The organism is Paractinoplanes deccanensis (assembly GCF_016862115.1).
GTDB lineage: Bacteria > Actinomycetota > Actinomycetes > Mycobacteriales > Micromonosporaceae > Actinoplanes > Actinoplanes deccanensis.
Genome location: NZ_BOMI01000174.1, coordinates 1 through 20,260, shown reverse-complemented (window position 1 = coordinate 20,260; position 20,260 = coordinate 1). Strand labels below are relative to the sequence as shown.

General features: G+C 72.5%; 21 protein-coding genes and 1 pseudogene. 10 read left to right on the top strand and 12 right to left on the bottom strand.

Annotated elements, in window-relative coordinates; genetic code table 11:
* The first annotated feature begins 50 nt into the window (after positions 1-50).
* On the top strand, positions 51-1,103 hold the full coding sequence (locus Ade02nite_RS41170) for a hypothetical protein (protein WP_203775918.1): 1,053 nt from the start codon (positions 51-53) through the stop codon (positions 1,101-1,103).
* On the opposite strand, the gene Ade02nite_RS41165 is transcribed toward Ade02nite_RS41170, so the two are convergent.
* The 5 genes from Ade02nite_RS41165 to Ade02nite_RS41145 form a co-directional block, all read right to left on the bottom strand.
* Complete coding sequence (locus Ade02nite_RS41165; RefSeq protein ID WP_203775916.1) at positions 1,076-1,729, bottom strand: hypothetical protein; 654 nt, start codon at positions 1,727-1,729, stop codon at positions 1,076-1,078. The genes Ade02nite_RS41170 and Ade02nite_RS41165 overlap by 28 nt on opposite strands.
* A gap of 7 nt (positions 1,730-1,736) precedes the next feature.
* Positions 1,737-2,330 (bottom strand): DedA family protein, encoded by a 594-nt coding sequence (locus Ade02nite_RS41160; RefSeq protein ID WP_203775914.1) that lies wholly within the window; start codon positions 2,328-2,330, stop codon positions 1,737-1,739.
* A 69-nt stretch (positions 2,331-2,399) separates the two neighbouring features.
* Positions 2,400-3,017, bottom strand: a complete 618-nt coding sequence (locus Ade02nite_RS41155) for a ThuA domain-containing protein (RefSeq protein WP_203775912.1) — start codon at positions 3,015-3,017, stop codon at positions 2,400-2,402.
* On the bottom strand, positions 3,014-4,645 hold the full coding sequence (locus Ade02nite_RS41150) for a fatty acyl-AMP ligase (protein ID WP_203775910.1): 1,632 nt from the start codon (positions 4,643-4,645) through the stop codon (positions 3,014-3,016). Before Ade02nite_RS41150 ends, Ade02nite_RS41155 begins: the two co-directional genes overlap by 4 nt.
* 19 nt (positions 4,646-4,664) lie before the next feature.
* Entirely contained in the window at positions 4,665-5,312 is a 648-nt protein-coding gene (locus Ade02nite_RS41145; protein WP_203775907.1) for an FMN-dependent NADH-azoreductase, read from the bottom strand.
* A 124-nt stretch (positions 5,313-5,436) separates the two neighbouring features.
* Here Ade02nite_RS41145 and Ade02nite_RS41140 point away from each other — a divergent pair, with 124 nt between their 5' ends.
* Positions 5,437-5,967: a MarR family winged helix-turn-helix transcriptional regulator gene (locus Ade02nite_RS41140; RefSeq protein ID WP_203775905.1), complete on the top strand. Its 531-nt coding sequence runs from the start codon at positions 5,437-5,439 to the stop codon at positions 5,965-5,967.
* Here the strand turns inward: Ade02nite_RS41140 and nicT are convergent.
* The 5 genes from nicT to Ade02nite_RS41115 all read right to left on the bottom strand — a co-directional run bounded on the left by nicT (position 5,916) and on the right by Ade02nite_RS41115 (position 10,635).
* Positions 5,916-7,022 carry a Nickel transporter NicT gene (nicT, locus tag Ade02nite_RS41135; RefSeq protein ID WP_203775903.1) on the bottom strand — a complete coding sequence of 369 codons (1,107 nt, stop codon included), beginning with the start codon at positions 7,020-7,022 and terminating at the stop codon, positions 5,916-5,918. The genes Ade02nite_RS41140 and nicT overlap by 52 nt on opposite strands.
* A gap of 85 nt (positions 7,023-7,107) precedes the next feature.
* Positions 7,108-7,962 carry an alpha/beta fold hydrolase gene (locus Ade02nite_RS41130; protein WP_239169420.1) on the bottom strand — a complete coding sequence of 285 codons (855 nt, stop codon included), beginning with the start codon at positions 7,960-7,962 and terminating at the stop codon, positions 7,108-7,110.
* Positions 7,963-8,080: 118 nt separating this feature from the next.
* On the bottom strand, positions 8,081-9,223 hold the full coding sequence (locus Ade02nite_RS41125) for an SGNH/GDSL hydrolase family protein (protein WP_203775899.1): 1,143 nt from the start codon (positions 9,221-9,223) through the stop codon (positions 8,081-8,083).
* Positions 9,220-9,804: a TetR/AcrR family transcriptional regulator gene (locus Ade02nite_RS41120; protein ID WP_203775897.1), complete on the bottom strand. Its 585-nt coding sequence runs from the start codon at positions 9,802-9,804 to the stop codon at positions 9,220-9,222. The genes Ade02nite_RS41125 and Ade02nite_RS41120 overlap by 4 nt, the downstream gene beginning before the upstream one ends.
* 105 nt (positions 9,805-9,909) lie before the next feature.
* Complete coding sequence (locus tag Ade02nite_RS41115) at positions 9,910-10,635, bottom strand: class I SAM-dependent methyltransferase (protein WP_203775895.1); 726 nt, start codon at positions 10,633-10,635, stop codon at positions 9,910-9,912.
* A 112-nt stretch (positions 10,636-10,747) separates the two neighbouring features.
* Here Ade02nite_RS41115 and Ade02nite_RS50490 point away from each other — a divergent pair, with 112 nt between their 5' ends.
* The 3 genes from Ade02nite_RS50490 (at position 10,748) to Ade02nite_RS41100 (ending at position 14,739) form a co-directional block, all read left to right on the top strand.
* Entirely contained in the window at positions 10,748-12,991 is a 2,244-nt protein-coding gene (locus tag Ade02nite_RS50490) for an ATP-binding protein (protein ID WP_203775893.1), read from the top strand.
* Between the two features lie 109 nt (positions 12,992-13,100).
* Positions 13,101-13,520, top strand: a complete 420-nt coding sequence (locus tag Ade02nite_RS41105; protein WP_203775891.1) for an RrF2 family transcriptional regulator — start codon at positions 13,101-13,103, stop codon at positions 13,518-13,520.
* 16 nt (positions 13,521-13,536) lie between these two features.
* Positions 13,537-14,739: a globin domain-containing protein gene (locus Ade02nite_RS41100; RefSeq protein WP_203775889.1), complete on the top strand. Its 1,203-nt coding sequence runs from the start codon at positions 13,537-13,539 to the stop codon at positions 14,737-14,739.
* 75 nt (positions 14,740-14,814) lie between these two features.
* Here Ade02nite_RS41100 and Ade02nite_RS41095 read toward each other — a convergent pair whose 3' ends face one another.
* Positions 14,815-15,519 carry a helix-turn-helix domain-containing protein gene (locus Ade02nite_RS41095; protein WP_239169419.1) on the bottom strand — a complete coding sequence of 235 codons (705 nt, stop codon included), beginning with the start codon at positions 15,517-15,519 and terminating at the stop codon, positions 14,815-14,817.
* Positions 15,520-15,597: 78 nt separating this feature from the next.
* Here Ade02nite_RS41095 and Ade02nite_RS41090 point away from each other — a divergent pair, with 78 nt between their 5' ends.
* From Ade02nite_RS41090 to Ade02nite_RS41080, 3 genes are all read left to right on the top strand, one after another.
* Entirely contained in the window at positions 15,598-15,843 is a 246-nt protein-coding gene (locus Ade02nite_RS41090) for a putative antibiotic biosynthesis monooxygenase (RefSeq protein WP_203775887.1), read from the top strand.
* A gap of 165 nt (positions 15,844-16,008) precedes the next feature.
* The gene (locus tag Ade02nite_RS41085; protein WP_203775886.1) at positions 16,009-17,175 is read left to right on the top strand and encodes an RtcB family protein; all 1,167 of its coding nucleotides are present in this window, start codon (positions 16,009-16,011) and stop codon (positions 17,173-17,175) included.
* Positions 17,176-17,339: 164 nt separating this feature from the next.
* Complete coding sequence (locus tag Ade02nite_RS41080; RefSeq protein WP_203775884.1) at positions 17,340-18,083, top strand: alpha/beta hydrolase family protein; 744 nt, start codon at positions 17,340-17,342, stop codon at positions 18,081-18,083.
* 88 nt (positions 18,084-18,171) lie between these two features.
* Here Ade02nite_RS41080 and Ade02nite_RS41075 read toward each other — a convergent pair whose 3' ends face one another.
* On the bottom strand, positions 18,172-19,173 hold the full coding sequence (locus Ade02nite_RS41075; RefSeq protein ID WP_203775882.1) for a helix-turn-helix transcriptional regulator: 1,002 nt from the start codon (positions 19,171-19,173) through the stop codon (positions 18,172-18,174).
* A 42-nt stretch (positions 19,174-19,215) separates the two neighbouring features.
* Here Ade02nite_RS41075 and Ade02nite_RS50845 point away from each other — a divergent pair.
* Positions 19,216-19,668 (top strand): annotated as a pseudogene (locus Ade02nite_RS50845) (epoxide hydrolase family protein); the annotation flags it as partial.
* A gap of 85 nt (positions 19,669-19,753) precedes the next feature.
* Positions 19,754-20,242, top strand: a complete 489-nt coding sequence (locus Ade02nite_RS50625; RefSeq protein WP_307871255.1) for a hypothetical protein — start codon at positions 19,754-19,756, stop codon at positions 20,240-20,242.
* Positions 20,243-20,260: the final 18 nt, after the last annotated feature.

Sequence of the window (20,260 nt, the reverse complement as noted above, 5' to 3'; positions counted from 1 at the left end):
GAGGAAACGCCGGCGGCGCTCGCGGTGAGGGCGGCTGGCATGATGGCGCGGTGGTCGAGTGGGCGGCGCTGCGCCATGCGTACGGATCGGCTGAGGACGTGCCGGGGCACCTGGCGGCGCTGAGGTCGCCGGACGACGACGAGCGGCGGGAGGCGTTCGGGGAGCTCTACGCGAGCATCACCCACCAGGGCAACCGCTATTCGGCGAGCGCGGCCGCCGTGCCGCCGCTGCTCGGCCTGGTGGCGGACCCGGCGACGCCGGACCGGGATCTGCTGCTCTATCTGCTGGGGCTCATCGCGGTCGGCAGCGACGAGATGTGGCTGCCGGGCGGCGTCGACACGGCTCTGCTGAGCGAGGACGAGGCGCGCGCCTACGCAGCGGTCGGCGCCGGCCTGCCCGTCCTGCACCGGCTCGCGGCGAGCGGCGATGCCGAGGTGGCGGCGTCCGCCGCCTACCTGCTGAGCTGGTATCCGGGCGAGCGCACGTCACTGGAGATCCTGCGGGATCGGGACACGCCGGCGGACGTGGTGGCGATCGGGCTGCTGGGGTTGCCGGAGGGTGTTGCCGTCGCCGAGGCGGCGCTGCGCGACGGGCGCGAGCTGATGCGCTGGGCCGGCGCGATCGCCCTGGCCGCGCTGAGCGGCCGAGCCCGGGGCGCGCAGACCGTCCCGTCGAGCAGCGACCGTGTCGCTCGCGACGAGCTGCTTCGCTGGGCCGCGAGCGACCGCCCCCGGGACCGGACCGTCCCGTTCCTCGAAGGCGACCTCGCCGGCTACGCCCTGCTGTCCCTGCCCCTGATCGGCGTGGACCCGCTGGAGCCCGCCCTGAGCCGCCTGCGCCGGGTCGGCGCCGAGCCGGCCCTGACCGCGGTCGGCGTCGCGCTGCGGGCGGCGTTCCCGGACGGGCCCGTACCGGACGGCACGCCCTATCGGCACCTCGGCGAGCGGCAACGGCTCCTGATCGACGCGCTCGCCGGCACGCCCGGATGCTGGCTCCACGACGGCGCGGAGTTCGCGAACGTCAGCCTGCTCGTCTCCGGCTACGGCCTGCCGCACGGGCGGGAGCGGCTCGCCGCCTACGCCGGCCGCACGACGGAACCGTAGGCGAGCTCGACCACGAACCACGAACGCTCCGCGGCGGAGTCGTTGCGCAGCTTCAGCGGGCCGCCCTCGTGGTAGCTGACCCCGAGCGGCGGTGACAGCTCGGCGATCACGTGCGGCATGCCCGTGAGCTCCAGCACGCGTGAGGCGCCGGCGGGCAGGGCGATCGTCCACACCCGGACGTGCTCGTGAGCCAGCACCGGCAGCCGGCCGTCGGGCGCCGGCGGGCCCGGGGGTGAGCCCTGGATGCTGCGGGCGCCCTCGCCGACCGGGTAGGGCGTGTCGCGGAGCTCGCCCAGCTCCTTCAGCTCGACGAGCCGATTCTGATAGAAGCGGTCGCCGATGTTCGTGAGCCGGTGCACCGGCGAGACCGGGCGGTACACCGAGCCGCCGTGATACTCGTTCAGGAACCGGGGCGGCGAGCCGTCCAGCCAGTCCATCCGGCATTCCGAGCCCGAGACGCTCAGCACCACGTACGGGTTGTGGTGCAGGTGCCACGGGTGGGTCTCGCCGGGAAGCAGCGAGACGTCCCACACGCGTACGACCGGATTGTCGAAGATCTCCACCAGCCCGATGTCGGCGAGCTCGATCTCCTCACCCTCCGGGGAGCGCACGATCTGTCCCTTCACGCGGTCATTATGGCGCACCGCCCACCGTGGACTTTCGACGGCGCCGCCAGAGGTAGGCGATGACGGCCAGGATCGCCACGGCGACGGCTATCACCGCGTACCTGCTGAGGGTCTTGGCGATCTGCTCGATGTGGTCGCCGGCCAGGTAGCCGCCGGTGGACCACAGGCCGACCCAGAGCGCCGCGCCGACGGCGTTCCAGGCCAGGAACGTGCGGTACGGCAGGCCGCTGAGGCCGGCGACGATGCCGTTGAACTGGCGCAGGCCCTCGACGAAGCGGGCCACGACGATGATCTTGGGGCCCTGGCGGGACATGAAGCCCTGGACCTTGTCGAGGCGTTCGGGGGTCAGCCGCACATATCGGCCGAAGCGGTGCACCAGCGGACGGCCGCCGCGCCGGCCGATTTCGAAGCCGATGGTGTCGCCGATGACGGCCGCGAGGAACCCGACGACCGCGACGGCGACGATGTCGAGGTGGCCGCGCCCGGCGGCGACGGCTCCGGCGATGATCGCGGTCTCGCCGGGGGCCGGGATGCCGAAGCTCTCCACGAAGACGACGCCCGCCACCCCGAGGTAGCCGAAGCGGTCGATGAGATCCAGCACGCGTCCCACGCTAGGCCGCGCGAGCTGCGGCGACACGTGTTCGCGACCGTCGTCACCAGGGTGAACCGGTCACGCCCCGGCCGCGTAGGCGATCCCGTCGCGAAGGTGGGCGAGGAACACCGGATCGCTCCACGCCTGCTCGGTGTGGCCGAGCGCCGTGTACCAGGACCGGCCCGCTCCCACGGCGCGCCGCCACGCCTGCGGATGGGGTTCCGGCATCGCGTAGGCGCCCGGCGCATAGGTCGCCTCGTCGACGGTCAGCAGAATCTCCAGGTCGTCGCGGAGCTCGTCGAAGGCGTACCACTCGTCGGTGAACTTCCACGGCTCGCCGTCGGGGCGATACAGCGTCGCCTGCTGGACGCCGTCAGGATGGCCCCGGAACCGCGCGCCCAGCAATTCGCCGTACCAGGGATCGTGCAGTTCCGTGCCGGCCGCCGAATGCACCCCGGCGAAACCGCCCCCGCCGAGCACGAAAGACCGCAGCGACGCCCGCCCCCGAGCGTCGAGAACGTCCTCGGTCGTCGACAGGAACATCACCACGTCGTGGCCGGAGAGGTCGTGCAGCGCCCCGGGGTCCTCGGTGTGTCTCACCTGCACGGCCGTGAGCGCCGAAACGGCCGCGACGGCGGCCGGAATGGACGCGTGACGATAACCGGCCGTGCGCGTGTACACGAGGACGCGCGTCATCCGAGCAGGTCCCGCGCGGCGCCCCGGCGCAGTTTGCCGGACGGGGTCTTCGGCAGCGATCCCGGCGGCATCACCTTGACCTGGGCCGGCCGGGCGTCGATCTCGGCGACGATCCGGCCGGTCACCTCGCGGGCGATCTCGGCGGCCGCGGCGGAATCGCCGGCCGCGCGCGATTCGACCACCACGGCGAACGATTCTCGGGGACGCCCGTCGCCGGCCGGCAGGCGGACAGCCGCCACGTTTCCCTCCCGGACTCCGGGGACCCGGCCCGCGGCGCGCTCGATGTCGGTCGGATAGATGTTGCGCCCGCCCATGATGATGACGTCCTTGCGGCGCCCGCACACGACGATCTGCCCGTCGGCCACGTAACCCTCGTCGCCGATGTCGAGCCAGCCGTCGGCGTCGCGCGCCGATGCGTAGCCGTCCGGGGTGACGTACCCGTCGGTGACCGACTCGCCGCGCAGCTGAATGCGGCCGACCTGGCGTTCGCCGAGCGGTTTGCCGTCGTCGTCGGCCACCCGGACCTCGACGCTGGGGAACGGCCGGCCCAGCTTCGGCAATCGGCTGGCGCCCTTGTCGTCGGGCACGGCCCGCCGTTGCTGTTCGAGCGCGGCCGCGTCGACCACGTCGAGCAGCATCGGGTCGGCCATCGCCGACATCGAGATGACGAGGGTGCTCTCGGCGGCGCCGTAGCAGCAGTTGACCGCCTCGGGGCGCAGCCCGAACCGAGAGGCGGTCGCGACGAACGCCGCCATGGTCGCCGGGTCGATCGGCTCGGCGCCGTTGCCGGCCACCTGCAGCGCCGAGAGGTCGAGCGCCCCGTCGGGCACCCGGGTCAGCTGGCGCGCCAGCACCGCCCACGCGAAGTTGGGCGCCGTGGTGATGGTGCCCCCGTACCGGCTCATCAGCTCGGCCCAGAGCAGCGGCCGGCTCAGGAAGTCGGCGGGCGTGACGCTGACCAGCTCCATCCCGCTGAGCATGGGCAGCAGCAGGCACCCCACCATGCCCATGTCGTGGAACATCGGCAGCCACGACACCATCACGCCGCTCTCGTCGCACCCGAGGTGGCGGGCCGAGTCGGTGATGTTGGCGTACAGGTTGCGGTGGGTGATCCGCACGGCCTTGGGCTCCGCTGTCGACCCGCTCGTGAGCTGGAGCAGCGCCACGTCGTCCTCGCCGGCCTCGGCGACCTCCGCGAGCTCGGAGGCGCCGAGCAGTTCGCCGGCGAGGTGGTGTTTGATGCCGTACGCGGAGAGCACCGGGATGACGGCCTCGAACGGCGCCCCGACGACGACCACGCGCGCGTCGATCATCCGCAGGACGCGCAGCGTGTCCTCGCGCCACACCTCCAGATCGGTGCGCGGGGTGGGCTGGTGCAGCATGGTCATGCTCCCGCCGGCGAGCCAGACGGCCTGCGCGACGGGAGCGATCTGGACGGGCAGCCCGGCCAGCACGGCGACGGCCTGGCCCGGGCGCAGGCCGTCCGCGACCAGCCCACCGGCGATCCGGCGGGCCTGCTGGTGCAGCTCGGCCCACGTGCGGCGGGAAGGCTCGCCCGGCTCACCGGTCACCATGCCGGTGCGGGCGCGGGCGGCGTTCGCGATCACTCCGTCGACGAATCGGCTCACCCGTCCACAGTGCCCGACCTCAGAGGCCGTTGGGAAGAGCGCCCAGCGCCTTGCCCGCCTCGCGCGCGGCGTCGAGGGCCGCGGCGTGCATGGCGGCCGCGGTCTCGGTGAACTGGTCCAGCGCGGGGTTGACGCCGACGAGGGTGAACTCGCGCTCGACGACGGTGAGCTCGGCGCCCCAGACGTCGGCGATGATCCGCTTCAGGTACGGGGTGGAGTGGTCCCAGCCCTCGCGCGGGGTGCCCGCGCCGTACGCGCCGCCCCGGACGGTGGCGAGCACGACCGGCTTGCCGGCCAGGAACGGCTGCCCGACGGCGTTCGGCGCGGTGAGCAGCAGGTCCACGTACGTCTTGAAGTGCTGGGAGACGCCGTAGTTGTAGAGCGGGACGGCGAACAGGATCGCGTCGGCGTTGATCAGCTCGTCCGCGAGCGTCCGGGCGAGGGCGACGGCCTCGCGCTGCTCGGGGGTGCGGGCGGCCTCGTCGGTGGCGCCGGCGGCCACGGCGTTCGCCCAGGCGGTGGCGGGCACGGGCTCGACCCCGATGTGGCGGTTGACGACCTTGTCGCCCGGGTGGGAGGCGAGCCACTCCTGCTCGACGATGTCGGCGATCTCGCGGCTGGTGGAGCCGTCGATGCGGATGCTGGCGTCCAGGCGGAACAGAGTCACGGCGGTACTCCTCGGTTGAGTTCAAGCTTGAAGCCAACGTAGCAGGTTCACTTCAAGGTTGAACATGGGAGATGGGTCACGTCCGTTTCCGGGGAGGTCGCGCCCGCGCCGTACTCTTTGCGGCATGGCGCAGGAGACTCGGTGGCTCGACGATCAGGAACGCGAGGCGTGGATCTCGCTGTCCCAGCTGATGTTCCTGCTGCCGTCCGCGCTCGACGCCCAGCTGCTGCGGGACAACAACATCACGCTCTTCGACTACATGGTGCTGAGCGGCCTGTCCATGTCCGAGGGCCGCACGCTGCGGATGAGCGAGCTGGCACGCATGATCGCGAGCTCGCTGTCCCGCCTGTCGAACGTGGTGAAGCGGCTCGAGACGCGCGGCCTGCTGCGCCGTGAGCCCGACCCGTGCAACGGGCGCTACACGGTCGCCATCCTCACCGACGAGGGCTGGGACCTCGTGGTCAAGGCCGCGCCGGGCCACGTCGAGGCGGTGCGCCGCTACGTGATCGACGGCCTCACCGACGAGCAGATCAAGGCGCTGCGCGAGGTGGCCTGCCACGTCACCGCCCGGGTGCAGGCCGGGCTGGGCGAGTGCACCGAGGGTCAGGTGTCCGAGGGCGACGACCAGCGTTCCTCGACGCGCGCGAGGCGGTAGACGGCGATCGCGACCACCCAGGCGACGACGAAGAGCCCGACGATGCCGTAGCCGGCGTAGTCGAGCGGGATCGAGCCGATCGCGGCCAGCGGGCCGGTCGTGATGTGCGCCTGGTCGTCCAGGACGCCGATCAGCTCGATCGTGCCGATCACGAGCGCCACGGCCACCGAGATGCTCGTGATGGTGATGTTGTAGAACACCTTGCGGACGGGCTTGGCGAACGCCCACCCGTACGCCACGTTCATGAAGACGCCGTCGATCGTGTCCATCAGGCACATCGCCGCGGCGAACAGGATCGGCAGCACGAGGATCGAGTAGAACGGCAGGTTGAACACGGCCGCGCCGCCGGCCAGCACGAGCAGGCCGACCTCGGTGGCGGTGTCGAAGCCCAGCCCGAAGAGCACCCCGACCGGATAGATGTGCCAGGGCTTGCGTACGGCCTTCGTCAGGCCCCCGAGCAGCCGGTTCATGAAGCCGCGCTTGTCGAGCTGCTCCTCGAGCTCGCGCTCGTCGTACTCGCCGTGGCGGATCTTGCGGAACACCTTGATGATGCCGATCAGCACGACCAGGTTCAGGATGCCGAGGATCATCAGGAAGACGCCGGAGACCGACGCGCCGATCACGCCGGTGATCGAGTGCAGCGCGCTGCCGTCGTCCTCGACCTGCCCGGCGAGCGCCTTGACGCCGATCGAGAGCAGGAAGGCGAGCCCGAACACGATGGTCGAGTGGCCCAGCGAGAACCAGAAGCCCACCGACAGTGGCTTACGCCCGGTGCCGTCCTGCATCAGCTTGCGGGTGGTGTTGTCGACGGCGGCGATGTGATCGGCGTCGAAGGCGTGCCGCAGCCCGAACGTGTAGGCGAGCACGCCGACGCCGACGGTGAAGACCGGATGGTCCCCGCCGAGGTGGAAGTGCTTCGGCGCGACGAGGCCGAGCAGCAGCCCGAACCCCACCACGTGCAGGAGCACGACGAAGCCGGCCATGCCGTACAGGGACCGCTTGTCGGCGGTGGTGAGGCTCGCCCGAAAGCGGGCGATCCGGGAGGTGGCGGTCATGCCGATCTTCTTTCCCGCGGGACATTCCAAGATCGGACGCTATTCCCGCCACCCCCAGCTGCAAAGCTTTGGCAATAAAGCGTGACTAGCGCAACGCCTCGCGCAGCGCGGCCGCGAAGCCGTCCGGGTCGCCGGTCATGCCGAACTCGCCGCCCAGGAAGCCGCCGTGGTGGCTGGGGAAGGTGACCGGCTCGACACCCAGCCGGGCCGCGACCCCCTCGCCGCCGCGGTGCGCGAGCTCGCCCACCGACTCGGCGCCGACGGCCACGACGATGCGGGTGGGAGCGGCCCGCAGCGCGTCGTAGTCGTGCTCGTAGTGCGTGCAGGTCATCAGGTTCTGCCCGAGCAGCGGGTCGTCGCGCTCGCCGGTGTCCTCGGTGGGCAGCCCGAACTGCGCCGGGTCGGGCGCCGGCTGGTCGGCCCAGCCGGCCGGGATCTCGCCCTTCGCCCCGGTCAGCAGGAAGAACTTGACCATCGCCGGGCCGGCACCCGACTTCTGGTACGTCTCGTAGATATCGGCGGTCGCGGCGGTGGCCGTCGCGCGGTCGCTCAGCACCTCGAGCGTGGGCGGCTCGTGGGCGACGAGCGTGCGCACGAGGCCCGGACGGCGGGCGACCAGCGCCAGGGCGTTCACCGCGCCGCCGCTGCTGGCGAAGACGTCCACCGGGCCGCCGCCGATCTCGGCGATGACGGCGGCCAGGTCCTCGGCGTGCTCGTCGGGCGTCGACTCGGTGGCGCCGTCGGTGCGCTCGCTGCGGGCGATGCCGCGCGGGTCGTAGGTGACGACCGTGCGATCGGCGAAGTGCCCGGCGAGGGTGGTGAAGCCCTCGGCCTGCATCGGCGAGCCGACGAGCAGGAGGACCGGGCCGTCGCCCCGGCGGACGTCATATGTCAGCACGGCGCCGGGCGTCGCGATCGTGCGGGTCTCTGGTTGGTTCACTTGGGGTCCCCTCTCGATGTTTCTGACGGGTGGACCCGCGGCGCGGCGGAAACTCATCGGTGCTCGGGAAGATTTCTTCTGTCAGCACGTGCTCGGCTTCATCGGCATGTGCTCGGCTTCATCGCCACGTGCTCGGCTTCATCGCCACGTGCTCGGCGAAGCGCTCGGCGATCAGGCGGTGGGTCGCGGTGTCCGGGTGCAGGCGGTCGGGGAGCGGGAGGGCGGTCGCGTCGCTTTCCCCGTACAACTCGAGGCCGTTGACGTAACGCAGCTGCGGGTCGTGCCTCTCGGTGACGACGCGCGCGAGGTCCTCGCGGATGACACGCAGAGTAAGTTTCGTCGGGTCGGGCGTGCCGGTGGCGAGGAACTTGACCTCGCCGGCCTTGAGCGCCTCGACGTCGAAGGCGCCGGGGCCGGGAGTGTCCTCGTGGATCGCGCAGAAGATGGGGGAGACGACGACGAGCGGCGTGTCCGGGTGGCCGTCGCGGATGGTGTCGAGGAAGCCGTGCACGGCGGGCGCGAAGGCTCGGCGGCGCATCAGATCGGCGTTCACGAGGTTGATGCCGAGCTTGAGGGTGATGAGGTCGGCGGGGGTGTCGCGGATGAGGCGGGCCACGAACGGGTCGAGCAGCGCGCTGCCGCCGAAGCCGAGGTTGAGCAGGTCGGCGCCGGCCCGGAGGGCGGCGAGCGCGGGCCAGGTGGCGGACGGGCTGGTGGCGTTGGAGCCCTGGCTGATCGAGCTGCCGTGGTGCACCCAGCGAGGTCGGCCGCCGGGCGGGGCGGGGGTGATCGGCGCGTTCGTGCGTACGGCGATCAGCTCGGTGGTCTCGTTGTGCGGGAGCCAGATCTCGACGGTCTTGTCGGTGGCGGGCAGGCCGGGGAAGGCGACGGTGGCGGGGCCGCCGGCGCGGAGCTCGGAGGTGCCGGTGGCCATGGTCACGGTGATGACGTTGCCGCCGCCGGCGGTGGTCGCGGAGGCGGTCAGGGCGCCGTCGAGCAGCAGGTCGTAGACGCCGTCGGGGCGTGGCGGGAGGCCGGCGTACACGCGCTTCGTGGGCATGGTGACGAGCTCGACGACGGTGGCGCGGGTGCGGAAGACGACGCGCACACCGGACGGCTGCGCCTCGACCATCGCGAGCTGCGGGTCGGGCGTCTGCGCGCGGGCCCACGCCGGAAGGCGGTGGGGGAGCAGGCCGTGCGCCGTGGTCTCGAGCTCGACGGCTCCGTGCACGAGCTCGGCGGTGACCGGAGTGGTGATCATGGTGTGTTCCCGGGGGTCGGTGGCCAGTGGGTGAGGCTGAAGTCGAGGACGTCGAGGATGCGCGCCCAGCTCTCCCGCGCGCCCGGGCTGCTGTGCGAGAAGCCGCCGGCCAGTTCCAGCGCGATGAACCCGTGGAAGGTGCTGCCCAGCAGCCGGACAGCGTGCGTCTCGTCGGGTTCGCTCAGGTGGTACGCCCGAAGCACCGCGCGCGTCATCGCGGCGTGCCGAGGCCCCGCGCTGCGAGCGGCGGTCTCGTGGTCGAGAGGTAACCGGGTCGCCGCATAACGCCCGGGGTGTGACCGCGCGTAGTCTCGGTAGACATCACCGAGCGCTTCGAGCGCGTCCCGCCCCGACCGCCCGGCCAGCCCCGCCGCGACCAGATCGGCAAGCTCGTCGAGCGCCAGAAGTGCCACCCGCACGCGAAGGTCATGAGCGCTCCTGACGTGCGAGTAGAGGCTCGCCACCTTCACGCCGAAACGCCGCGCCAGTTCCGAGGGCGTCACGTTGTCGAACCCGATCTCGTCGGCCAGCTCGGCGCCCGCCCGGGCCAGACGATCCGCCGTGAGCCCCACCCGTGACATGCCGTGATCGCCCCTCCCGTATCGAGCCCGAAACCCATTATGCGTTTGCCTAAGAGCTTTAGGCAACGCGGGTGTGGGGAGTGACACTGCTTGCCCCCGCCGGGGTCAGGACCCGGCGGGGGTGGGCGGGGTCAGCCGCGAGACGCGCAGGGAGCACAGGTAGCGGCGCGGGAACGGCTCGCGGATGCGGGCGGCGACGGCGTCCACCAGGGGCTCGCGCACGGCCGGGTCGAGGCGGCGGTAGGGCGACTGCGTGCGCAGCAGGTCGGCGAACGCGGGGCCGTCGAGCCATTGCACGAGCGGATACCAGGGTCCCGGGCCGGCGAGCACCTCGTCCTCCAGCGGCGGATGGCCCCACGCCGGGTTGCCGGGGCTGAAGCGCTCGTGCAGGTCGGCGGTCGCGGCGTACATCTCCGGCTCGCCGGGACGGCGTACGACCGTGTTGTCGATCAGAGCGAGGTGCCCGGCCAGCTCGGCCGCGCGCCGGGGGCCCGCCACCGGGTCGACCCAGTGCCACGACGAGGCCGCCACGAGCACGTCGAAGCGCCGCCCACGGTCGTCCCACTCCTCGAAGGTGGACGTCTCGACCACCACGTCGGGCAGGTCGGCCAGCCGCTCCCGGGCGAGCGCGCTCAGCCGCGGGCCCGGCTCGATCGCCACGACCGAGCAGCCGAGCTCGGCGAGCGGCCGGGTGGCCTTGCCGGTGCCACAACCGACTTCCAGCACCCGCGAGCCCGGGCCCAGACCGGTCAGGGCGGCGAGATCGGTGAAAACCTCGGGCGGGTACGTGGGGCGAGCCCTGTCGTAGAGGGCGGCAACCTCGTCGAACACGGTGTCGAGCATAGGATCGCGCGCGAAGGATTCCGCGAAACGACGCGTCGAGGCACGGGGGTGCTCCCGGAGAACTCCCGTCCGCGGGATCCCGGCGCTACATTCGGCGGCAGTGTTCCCGCTGTCCGCCGCGTTCAACCTGCACAACGCCAAGGCCTTCGTCGGCCGCGGCGGCGAGCTGGCTGTCCTGCGCGCCGCCGTCGCCGCCCCGCCGGCCGCCGTGCTGGTCCTCGGCGAGGGTGGCGTCGGCAAGACCCGGCTGGTGGCCGAGGCGCTCACCACCACCGGCCTTCCGCCGCGCCGGGTCATCGTGGCGCACTGCGACGACCTGCGCGAGCCGCTGCCGCTCGGCCCCCTGCTGGACGGCCTGCGCCGGCACTCGCCGTCGCTGCCGGACGGGCTCGACCCGTCGATCGGTGTCTTCGCGCCGTACCTGCCGGCGCTGGCCGGCTTTCCCGTACCGCCTGCCCTGAACGACCCGCGGGCCGAGCGCGCCCGCCTGCTGCGCGCCATGGCCTCGGTGCTCGCCGCGCTGGCCCCGGTCGTGGTGGCGCTCGAGGACCTGCACATGGCCGATCCCGTCACTCTCGAGTTCGTGGCGTACCTGGCCGCCCATCCGGTGCCGGGGCTCACCGTGCTGATGACCGCACGCGAGCCGATGGCCGTGCCCGCCGCCGTGCTGCGGCTGGCGCCGTTGTCCCCGCACGAGGTCGGCTCCCTGGCCGAGGCCCTGCTGCGCCGCGACGTCCTCCCGCCGGTCTTCGTGACGCAGCTCTTCGAGCGCACGGCCGGCGTCCCGTTCCTGGTCGAGGAGGTGGTGCGCTCGCTGGTGGAGCGCCACGAGATCGAACGGATCGACCAGCGGCCCGACCTGCTCGGCGACGTCCTCGGCGACGTGGCGGTCCCGGCCCTGCTGCGCGACGTCCTGCTGTGGCGCATGCGGCCCCTCGACGAGGCGACCCGCGACATCCTCGGGGCGGCCGCCGTGCTCGGCATGGTGGCGGAGGCTCGCACGCTGGCCGTCGTGCTGGGCGTCCCGGTCGGCGAGGTGGAGCCGGCCCTGCGGCGGGCGGCCGACGCGGGGTTGTTGCACGCCGGTACGCAGCCGCCCCGCTTCCGGCACACGCTGGCCCGGCAGGTCGTCTACGAGCTGGTGCCCGAGGTCGCCCGGCGCATGTTGCACCTGCATTGCGCCCGGGTGCTGGAACGGCAGGTGCCGCGGCCCGTCGCGCAGCTCGCCCACCACTACCGGCTCGCGGGCAGCGCGGCCGACCACGTGCGCAACGCGGAGGCGGCCGCGGATCTGGCCACGGCGCGCGGCGACGACGCCACGGCGGCGCGCTTCCTGCTGGCCACCATGGACCATCCGGAGCTGCCGCGCCGGCAGCGGGCGCGGCTGGCGGGCAAGCTCGGCCGGTCGGCCGTGGAGGGCGTCACGCAGGCCGAGGCGATTCCCGTGCTGCGCCGGATCCTCGGCGACCGGAAGCTGCCGCCGGGGGCGCGCGGCGAGCTCGGGCTGGCGCTGGGCCGGATGCTGCGGCAGCAGGGCGAGGCGGCGGCCGGCTACGAGGAGATCGAGCGCGCCGTGCCGTACCTCACGCACCACGGCCGGCGGGCGCGGGCCCTGGCGATCCTCTCCGCGCCCGACACCGTGCTGGGGCGGCACGCCGAGGACCATCTGCGCTACTGCGCGGCGGCGTTCGACGCGGCGGAACGGTCGGGCGACCCGTCGGCGATGCTCAGCGTCGAGATCGCCGAGCTGTCGCTGCGCCTGGAGCTCGACGAGCCGGGGGCCTGGCCGGCCGTGCGGGCCGCGCTGACCGACGAGCGCTTCGCCGCGCACCCGCGCGATCACCTGCGCGCCTGCCTCAACTGGGCGCAGGGCGCCCTGCACACCGGCCGGCACGACCGGGCGGCCCAGCTGCTCACGGTGGCCCGGGGCCTGCCCGCCGCGGCCGAGTACGAACGGATCCGCCCCGTCGTCGAGCTCACCGAACACGCCCTCGACCTGGCGACCGGCCACCTGGACGGCCTGGAGGAGCGCATCCTGGCCTTCCTGGCCCGCCCCGACCGGCTCCCGCTGACCATTCTGGACGCCCGCCTCTACCTGGGCCGCCTGCGCGCCCGGACAGGCCGCCCCGCCGAGGCCGAGTCCGACCTGCGCGCCGTCATCGCCGACGCCGCACGCGTCGGCGCCGCGTGGCCGCTGATCCCCGCCCACACCGCGCTGGCCGAGCTCCTGGGCGACCCGGCGCACGCCCGGACCGCCCTCGACCTGGCCGAGCGCAAAGGTTTGCCGGCCTGGGGCCGCTCGGCCGCGTCCCTGCTGGCCCACCTCGCCGGCGCGGCCGGCTGAGCCTCGCGGGTGATCTACGGCGCTGGGCCGCGACGTGGCGGTTGTCCCGCCGGAGTGACCATGACCATAAACAAGACTCCGAGACTCCTCTTTATGGCAGGCTCTTCTCGTGCGCCTCAATCGGTCGACGGACATCAGCCTCCGGATTCTCATGCTCGGGGCGGTCGGTGACGAGCTGCTCACCATCGACCACCTGGCCGAGTCGCTGAATGTGCCTCGTCATCACCTCGCCAAGGTGGTGCAGAGGCTTCAGCACATGGGCCTGCTGGAGACCGTCCGCGGCCGCAACGGGGGCGTGCGCCTCGCCACCGCCGCCCGCGACGCCTCGATCGGCGCCGTGGTGCGTGAGCTGGAAGGCGGGACCGAGGTCGTCGACTGCGAAGGCGAGACCGTCTGCCCGCTCAGCCGGGGCTGCCGCCTGCGCGGTGCGCTGCGCAGGGCGCAGGAGGCGTTCTACGCGGCCCTCGACGACATCACCGTGGGGCACCTCACCGAGCCTCCGACCCGCCAGATCCTGCTCAGCCTGTGAACAACGGAGGAACCACGTGCTCTCAGCAAAAAGCGCGCCGATCGTCGCAGCGACCCTGCCGGTCGTCGGCGCGCACATCGACCAGATCTCGGGCGTCTTCTACGACACGATGCTCGGCGAGAACCCGGAGCTGCTGAACCTGTTCAGCCGCAGCGCCCAGGCCACCGGCGAGCAGAAGTCGGCGCTGGCGGGCGCGGTGGCGCTCTTCGCCGCGCACCTCGTCGGCGAGGCGCCGCTGCCCGAGCACGTGGTCGACCGGATCGCCCAGCGGCACTGCGCGCTCGGCATCCGCCCCGAGCAGTACGCGATGGTCGGCAAATATCTGCTCGGCGCCGTCGGCACGGTCCTCGGCGATGCGGTCACTCCTGAGATCGCGGCCGCGTGGGACGAGGTCTACTGGCTGTTCGCCGTGCGCCTCATCGGCCTGGAGTCGCGCATCTACGCCTCCGCCGGCGTCGACGGCGAGCACCCGTGGCGCACGTACACAGTGGACAACAAGGTCACCGAGGCCGACGACACGGTCTCGCTGCTGCTCACTCCCGCCGACGGCAGCCCGGTCCCGCACTACCGCCCCGGCCAGTACGTCACCGTCGTCGCCGACCTGCCCGACGGCTCGCGGCAGCTGCGCCAATACTCGCTCTCCCAGGCGCCCAACGGCAGCACGCTGCGCATCACGGTCCGCCGCGTTCGCGGCACCGGCGGCCGCCCCGACGGCGTCGTCTCCGGCTGGATCCACGACACCGTCCGCGTCGGCGACCGGCTCACCGTCTCGCAGGCGTACGGCGACCTGACCCTCACCGGCGCCGGCGAGCACCCGCTGTTGCTCATCAGCGCCGGCGTCGGCATCACGCCCATCGCCGCCATCCTCGACGAGGTCGCCCGCACCCAGCCCGGCCGCCAGGTCACCGTCGTGCACGCCGACCGCAGCCCCGAGCGCCACCCGTTGCGTGCCGAGGTGGCCACGGCCGGCGCCCGCCTGCGGGCCTTCGAGCACCTGTCCTGGTACGAGCAGCCCACCGACCTGCCCGGCGCCGCCGTCGGCCGCATCGACCCCGACGCCATCCCGCTGCACCCCGGCGCCGAGGTCTACCTCTGCGGCCCCGTCCCCTTCATGCAGGCGGTCCGCTCGGCCCTGCACCGCCGCGGCCTGCCCGAGGAGCGCATCCGCTACGAGGTCTTCGGATCCGAGCAGTGGCGCACGATCCCGGTTCCCGCATAAATCAACGCACCGTGGCTCGGGAACGGCCTTGCGTCGTGGTCGAGGCCGTTCCCGGCTGCCGGGTTGTCCCGCAACTCACCCTTGCTGCTTCGCGCGAGGCCGGGCGCGCACCCGCATGCGCTCGCCCTGCCGGCCCAGGATGCTGAGGATCTCCACCGGCCGCTCACCCGTGCTGCCGAACCAATGCGGCACCCGGGTGTCGAACTCGGCCGTCTCGCCGCCGCGCATCACGATGTCGTGGTCGCCCAGCACCAGCCGCAGGCTGCCGGAGAGCACGTAGAGCCATTCGTGTCCTTCGTGGACACGTACCGCCGGCTCGCTCTGCTCCGCCGGAACGACCACCTTCCACGCTTGCAGCGAGCCGGGGTGCGGAGTCAGCGGCACCACGGTGCGGCCGTTCGACTCCCGCGGCGCGAAAGCGATGCGCGGATCGCCCGTGGCCGGCGCGCCGACGAGCTGGTCCAGCGGCATCCGGTGGACCCGGGCGATCGGCACCAGGAGGTCGAGGCCGGGCCGCCGTTGCCCGTTCTCCAGCCGCGAGAGGGTGCTCTTCGAGATGCCGGTGAGCTCGGCGAGCGCGGTCAGCGTGAGGCCGCGCCGGACGCGAACGTGCCGCAGCCGGGCGCCGACGTCGATGGCGGCCGTGCCGCCGCGCGCCGCCCCGCCTTGGGTCGCGCCGCTGTGGGGCGTGTCGCTCTCGGGCGTGCCGCCGTGGGCCGTGTCGCCTTGCGCCGCGCCGCCTTGGGCGATCCGGTGATGCGTCATGTCGTTGTCGGGCATGCCGCCATTGCAGGCCGCGATTCCCGGAACCGGCAACGATCTTTGCCGTTCTCGCATGCTCGGCCGCAACCTGGGCGCATGAACGACATCGCACCGATGAAGCCACCGTCCCGTCACCACATGGCCGTCATGATCTGGCTGGCCGTGTTCCCGACCCTCACCGCGCTGCAGTTCCTGCTCGGCGGGCTGCTCCGCGACGCTCCGATCGTCCTGCGCACGCTGGTGCTCGCGACGATCGCCGTCCCGATCGTCATCTACGGCCTCATGCCCCTCCTGCAGCGCCTGCGCCTGCGGGTGCTCGGCCGCCGGGTCCGGCGCCCATGAGCCAGGGGGCCGTCGCATGCGGCAGCCCAGGGCCGCCGATTGCGGGGCGGCTCACCGGGGAGCCGCCACCCGGCTGTGGCCGTACCGGTTAATGGGGCGCGCCCGACGATCTTGAGGGATAGCGTGACGGCAACGTCATCACTTCCCGGGAGGGGGAGAGCAGTCATGCAGCGGGTCAACGACCGTCTGATCAATTGGGCGAGCCTCGTCGAGGGCGGCACCTTGGCCCAGGCGGAAGCCGCTTCGAAGCTGCCCTTCATCTTCCCGCACATCGCGCTCATGCCCGACGCTCATCTGGGCAAGGGCGCGACCGTGGGCTCGGTCATCCCGACGCTGGGCGCCATCATCCCGGCGGCCGTCGGCGTGGACATCGGCTGCGGCATGGCGGCGGTCCGCACCCAGTACCACCGCGACGATCTGACGGCGAAGCTGGCCGATCTGCGCACGGCGATCGAGCGCGCGGTGCCGCTGTCGGCGGGTGCCTACAACACCAGTCTGACCGAGTCGGCGGCGCGGCGCGTCGAGGAGCTGACCGCCAAGGCGGACAAGGCGGGCTTCGACCCCGGGCGGTACGCGGGAAACTGGGCGCTCCAGCTCGGCACGCTCGGCAGCGGCAACCACTTCATCGAGGTGACCGCCGACGAGCGGGGCCGGGTATGGCTCTTCCTGCACTCGGGCTCGCGCGGCGTCGGCAACAAGATAGCCACGCACCACATCAAGGTGGCGCAGGAGTCGGTCAAGCGCTGGTGGATCACCGTGCCGGATCCGGACCTGGCGTACCTGGCCGAGGGCACCGACGAGTTCTGGCACTACATCCGCGAGCTGCGCTGGGCGCAGGACTTCGCGCTGTCCAACCGCGACGAGATGATGGACCGGGTGGTCGCCTGCTTCGCCGAGTTCGTCGGCGGGCCGGTCGAGGAGCTCGAGCGGGTGCAGTGCCACCACAACTACACCGAGCAGGAGACCCACTTCGGCAAGAAGGTGTGGCTCTCGCGCAAGGGCGCCATCAACGCCGAGGAGGGCCGCCCGGGCCTGATCCCCGGCTCGATGGGCGACGCGTCGTACGTCGTGGTGGGCAAGGGCAACCGCCTCGCCCTCAACTCGTCGCCGCACGGCGCCGGCCGCAACTACTCGCGCTCGAAGGCCCGCAAGACCTTCACCCGCGAGCAGCTGCGCGAGGCGATGAAGGGCATCGAGTACCGCGACACCGACGCGTTCCTCGACGAGATCCCGCAGGCGTACAAGCCCATCGACGTCGTGATGAAGGACGCCGAGGACCTGGTCGAGGTCCGCCACACCCTGCGGCAGATCGTCAACGTCAAGGGCGACTGACAAAAATCGGCTGTACGGCCCGCCGGGCGGGCCGTACAGTTCCGGTTGCCGTGACATCGAGCGAGGAGGTGAGACCCGTGGCCGTTGTATCGAGCCGGGTGCTCCCCAGCCGCGTCACGGACGGGAGCGCCTGAGCCACAGGCACTTCCGAAAGGCACCATCTCATGCGCTTCACGTCCGACACGTCCGTGGACGGCATCCGCGAACGCGACTTCACCCTCGGCGACGTCCCCGGCGTCCTCTGGTCGCCGGCCGCCGCCACCGGCCGCCTGCCGCTGGTCCTGATGGGCCACGGCGGCGGCACCCACAAGAAGGCCCCCGCGATGGGGGGCCGCGCGCGCCTGCTCGTGACGGGCATCGGGTGCGCGGTCGCGGTCCTCGACGCCCCCGGCCACGGCGACCGTCCCCGCACCGCCCACGACGAGCGGGAGATCGCCGAGCTGTTCCGTGCCCGCGCGGCCGGCGAACCGGAGGGACCGATCGTCGTCCGCTACAACGCGCACCTCGCCGAGCAGGCCGTGCCCGAATATCAGGCCACGCTCGACGCCCTCCAGCGGCTGCCCGAGATCGGGCCCGGCGGGCCGGTCGGCTACTTCGGCATCAACATGGGCACGGCCATCGGCGTGCCGCTGACCGCCCGCGACCCCCGCATCACGGCCGCGGTCTTCGGCCAGTTCTGGCCCGGCACGCTGCTGGAGGCGGCGCGCCGGATCACCGTACCGCTGGAGTTCGTCCTGCAATGGGACGACGAGCACATCCCGCGGGAGGAGGGGCTGGCGCTGTTCGACGCCTTCGCCTCGGCCGAGAAGACGTTGCACGCCAACGCCGGCGCGCACAAGGAGGTGCCGAGGTTCGAGGCGGACAGCGCGGTGAGGTTCTTCGGCCGCCATCTTCGGCCAGTGCCCTGAATCAGCGGCGCGCCGGGCATTGCACCCTTTGTTCGTGCGGGATGAGCCGGTTCGAGTCCGGCGGCCGGCGCGCAAGACTTGGCTACGCCTATCGGCCGTGGCGGCGTGGGTTTGTGGAGTCGGCGGGGCGTGGTGGGCTGGGGCGGTCCGCGGTGGCGGCTCGGGTGTACCGGGCGGCGAGGGCGGCCATCGCGGCGCGAAGCTCCGGGGCGTCGGCCACCTCGAAATCGGCGCCGAGGAAGCCCAGCCACAGGGCCAGTGCCTCCGGGGAGTCGGAGCCGGGCTCGAAGGCGCAGCGGTCGTCGCCGAGCGTCTCGATCTCGGCGGCGATCGGCAACCGCGCGCGGACGTGCTCGGCCGGCGCGTGGACGATGACGCGGGCTCGATAGCGCCACGTCGCCTCCTGGATGCCGCGCGCGGCCGTGCGGGGCGGCGGGACCGGGCGCGGGGTGAAACGGGGGCCGTTCGGCGTGTGCAGGGCGGCGATACGGTCGGCGCGGAACGTCCGCCAGTCGGCGCGGTCGACGTCCCAGGCCAGCAGGTACCAACGGCGCGCGTCCAGCAGCAGGCGATAAGGCTCGGCGTCGCGGCGGGATGCGGTGCCGTCGTGGCTCCGGTAGTCGAAGCGCAGGCGTTCGTGGTCGCGGCAGGCGTACGCGATGTGGGTCAGCGCGTCGGGGTCGACGCGCGGGCCGGGGGAGGGCAGCGGCACCGTGGCGGACTGCACGGCGCTGACTCGGCGGCGCAGGTGGGACGGCAGGAGCTGCTGGAGCTTCATGAGCGCGCGCACCGACGTCTCCTCGTAGCCGGCGACCGTGCCGGTGGCGGCGGCCCGCAGCCCGAGCGCGACGGCGACGGCCTCCTCGTCGTCCAGCAGCAGCGGCGGAAGCGCTGAGCCGGTGCCGAGGCGGTAGCCGCCCGCGACGCCCGGCCGGGCGTCGACCGGGTAGCCGAGCGAGCGGAGACGGTCGATGTCGTGCCGGATCGTGCGGGTGGTGACCCCGAGCCGTTCCGCCAGGCCGGCCCCGGTCCAGCCGCGGCGGGCCTGGAGGAGTGACAGCAGGCGCAACAGGCGGGCCGACGTGTCCATTCGAGGAACGTAGTCTTCCGCGATTGTTCGTAGCGTCGGCTCATGGACACTTTCCGGATCGAGATCTCCCAGCACGACGTCGATGACCTGCACGAGCGGCTCGCCCGGACCCGATGGCCGGGCGACGGCTGGGGCCGGGGCATCGACCGGGACGAGCTCCGGTCGCTGGCCGGCCACTGGCGCACCGGATATGAATGGCGCGATGCGGAGCGCAGGCTCAACCGCATACCCCAATTCATCACCGAGATCGACGGGCAGCGGATCCATTTCGCGCACCTCCGCTCCGCCGAGCCGGACGCGAAGGCGCTGATGCTCACCCACGGCTTCCCCAGCTCGTTCGCGGAGTTCGAGCAGCTGATCGAGTTGCTGCCGGACTTCCACCTGGTGGTGCCGTCGCTGCCCGGATACGTGTTCTCCACGCCGCTGTCCGAGCCCGGCTGGACCATGACCCGGACGGCGCACGCCTGGAAGGAGCTGATGAGCCGCCTGGGCTACGACCGGTACGGCCTGCACGGCGGCGACGTCGGCGCCGGCGTCTCGGGCGCGGTCGCCGGCATCGACGGCGACCTTCCTCCCCGGCATGGCCGACCGCCTGGACCCGAACGACCCGCTCGACAAGCTGATTCGCGAGCGAATGGACCTGTTCACCCACGAGGACTCGGGTTATCTCGCCATTCAGAACACCAGACCCCAGACCATCGGGTACGGCCTGACCGACTCCCCGGTCCTCCAGCTCGCGTGGATCGCCGAGAAGTTCGCCGAGTGGACGGAGCGCCCGGTCGACCGCGACCGGCTGCTGACGAACGTGTCGCTCTACTGGTTCACCGCGTCGGGCGTGTCCGCCGCGCACACCCTCTACGAGCAGGCCCACTCCACCGACTGGGGCGCGCCGCCCACGGTCCCGCAGGGCTACGCGGTCTTCGCCGCCGACGAGACCGTCCGCAAACTGATCCCGGCTCCGCCCGGCACCCACTGGACCGAGTTCTCGCACGCCCGCCACTTCCCGGCCCTGGAGGCCCCGGCCGACCTGGCCGCCGATTTGCGCACGTTCTTCAGCCCGCTGAGCTGAGGGGATGGATCGCGCCGG

What these genes read in the sequence shown, in the direction of transcription:
- nicT (WP_203775903.1), bottom strand. Translation starts at nt 7,022, where the DNA reads ATGACCGCCACCTCCCGGATCGCCCGCTTTCGGGCGAGCCTCACCACC.
- Ade02nite_RS41120 (WP_203775897.1), bottom strand. Translation starts at nt 9,804, where the DNA reads ATGTCACGGGTGGGGCTCACGGCGGATCGTCTGGCCCGGGCGGGCGCC.
- Ade02nite_RS41155 (WP_203775912.1), bottom strand. Translation starts at nt 3,017, where the DNA reads ATGACGCGCGTCCTCGTGTACACGCGCACGGCCGGTTATCGTCACGCG.
- Ade02nite_RS41125 (WP_203775899.1), bottom strand. Translation starts at nt 9,223, where the DNA reads ATGATCACCACTCCGGTCACCGCCGAGCTCGTGCACGGAGCCGTCGAG.
- Ade02nite_RS41085 (WP_203775886.1), top strand. Translation starts at nt 16,009, where the DNA reads ATGCAGCGGGTCAACGACCGTCTGATCAATTGGGCGAGCCTCGTCGAG.
- Ade02nite_RS41090 (WP_203775887.1), top strand. Translation starts at nt 15,598, where the DNA reads ATGAACGACATCGCACCGATGAAGCCACCGTCCCGTCACCACATGGCC.
- Ade02nite_RS50625 (WP_307871255.1), top strand. Translation starts at nt 19,754, where the DNA reads ATGGCCGACCGCCTGGACCCGAACGACCCGCTCGACAAGCTGATTCGC.
- Ade02nite_RS41075 (WP_203775882.1), bottom strand. Translation starts at nt 19,173, where the DNA reads ATGGACACGTCGGCCCGCCTGTTGCGCCTGCTGTCACTCCTCCAGGCC.
- Ade02nite_RS41080 (WP_203775884.1), top strand. Translation starts at nt 17,340, where the DNA reads ATGCGCTTCACGTCCGACACGTCCGTGGACGGCATCCGCGAACGCGAC.
- Ade02nite_RS41140 (WP_203775905.1), top strand. Translation starts at nt 5,437, where the DNA reads ATGGCGCAGGAGACTCGGTGGCTCGACGATCAGGAACGCGAGGCGTGG.
- Ade02nite_RS41095 (WP_239169419.1), bottom strand. Translation starts at nt 15,519, where the DNA reads ATGCCCGACAACGACATGACGCATCACCGGATCGCCCAAGGCGGCGCG.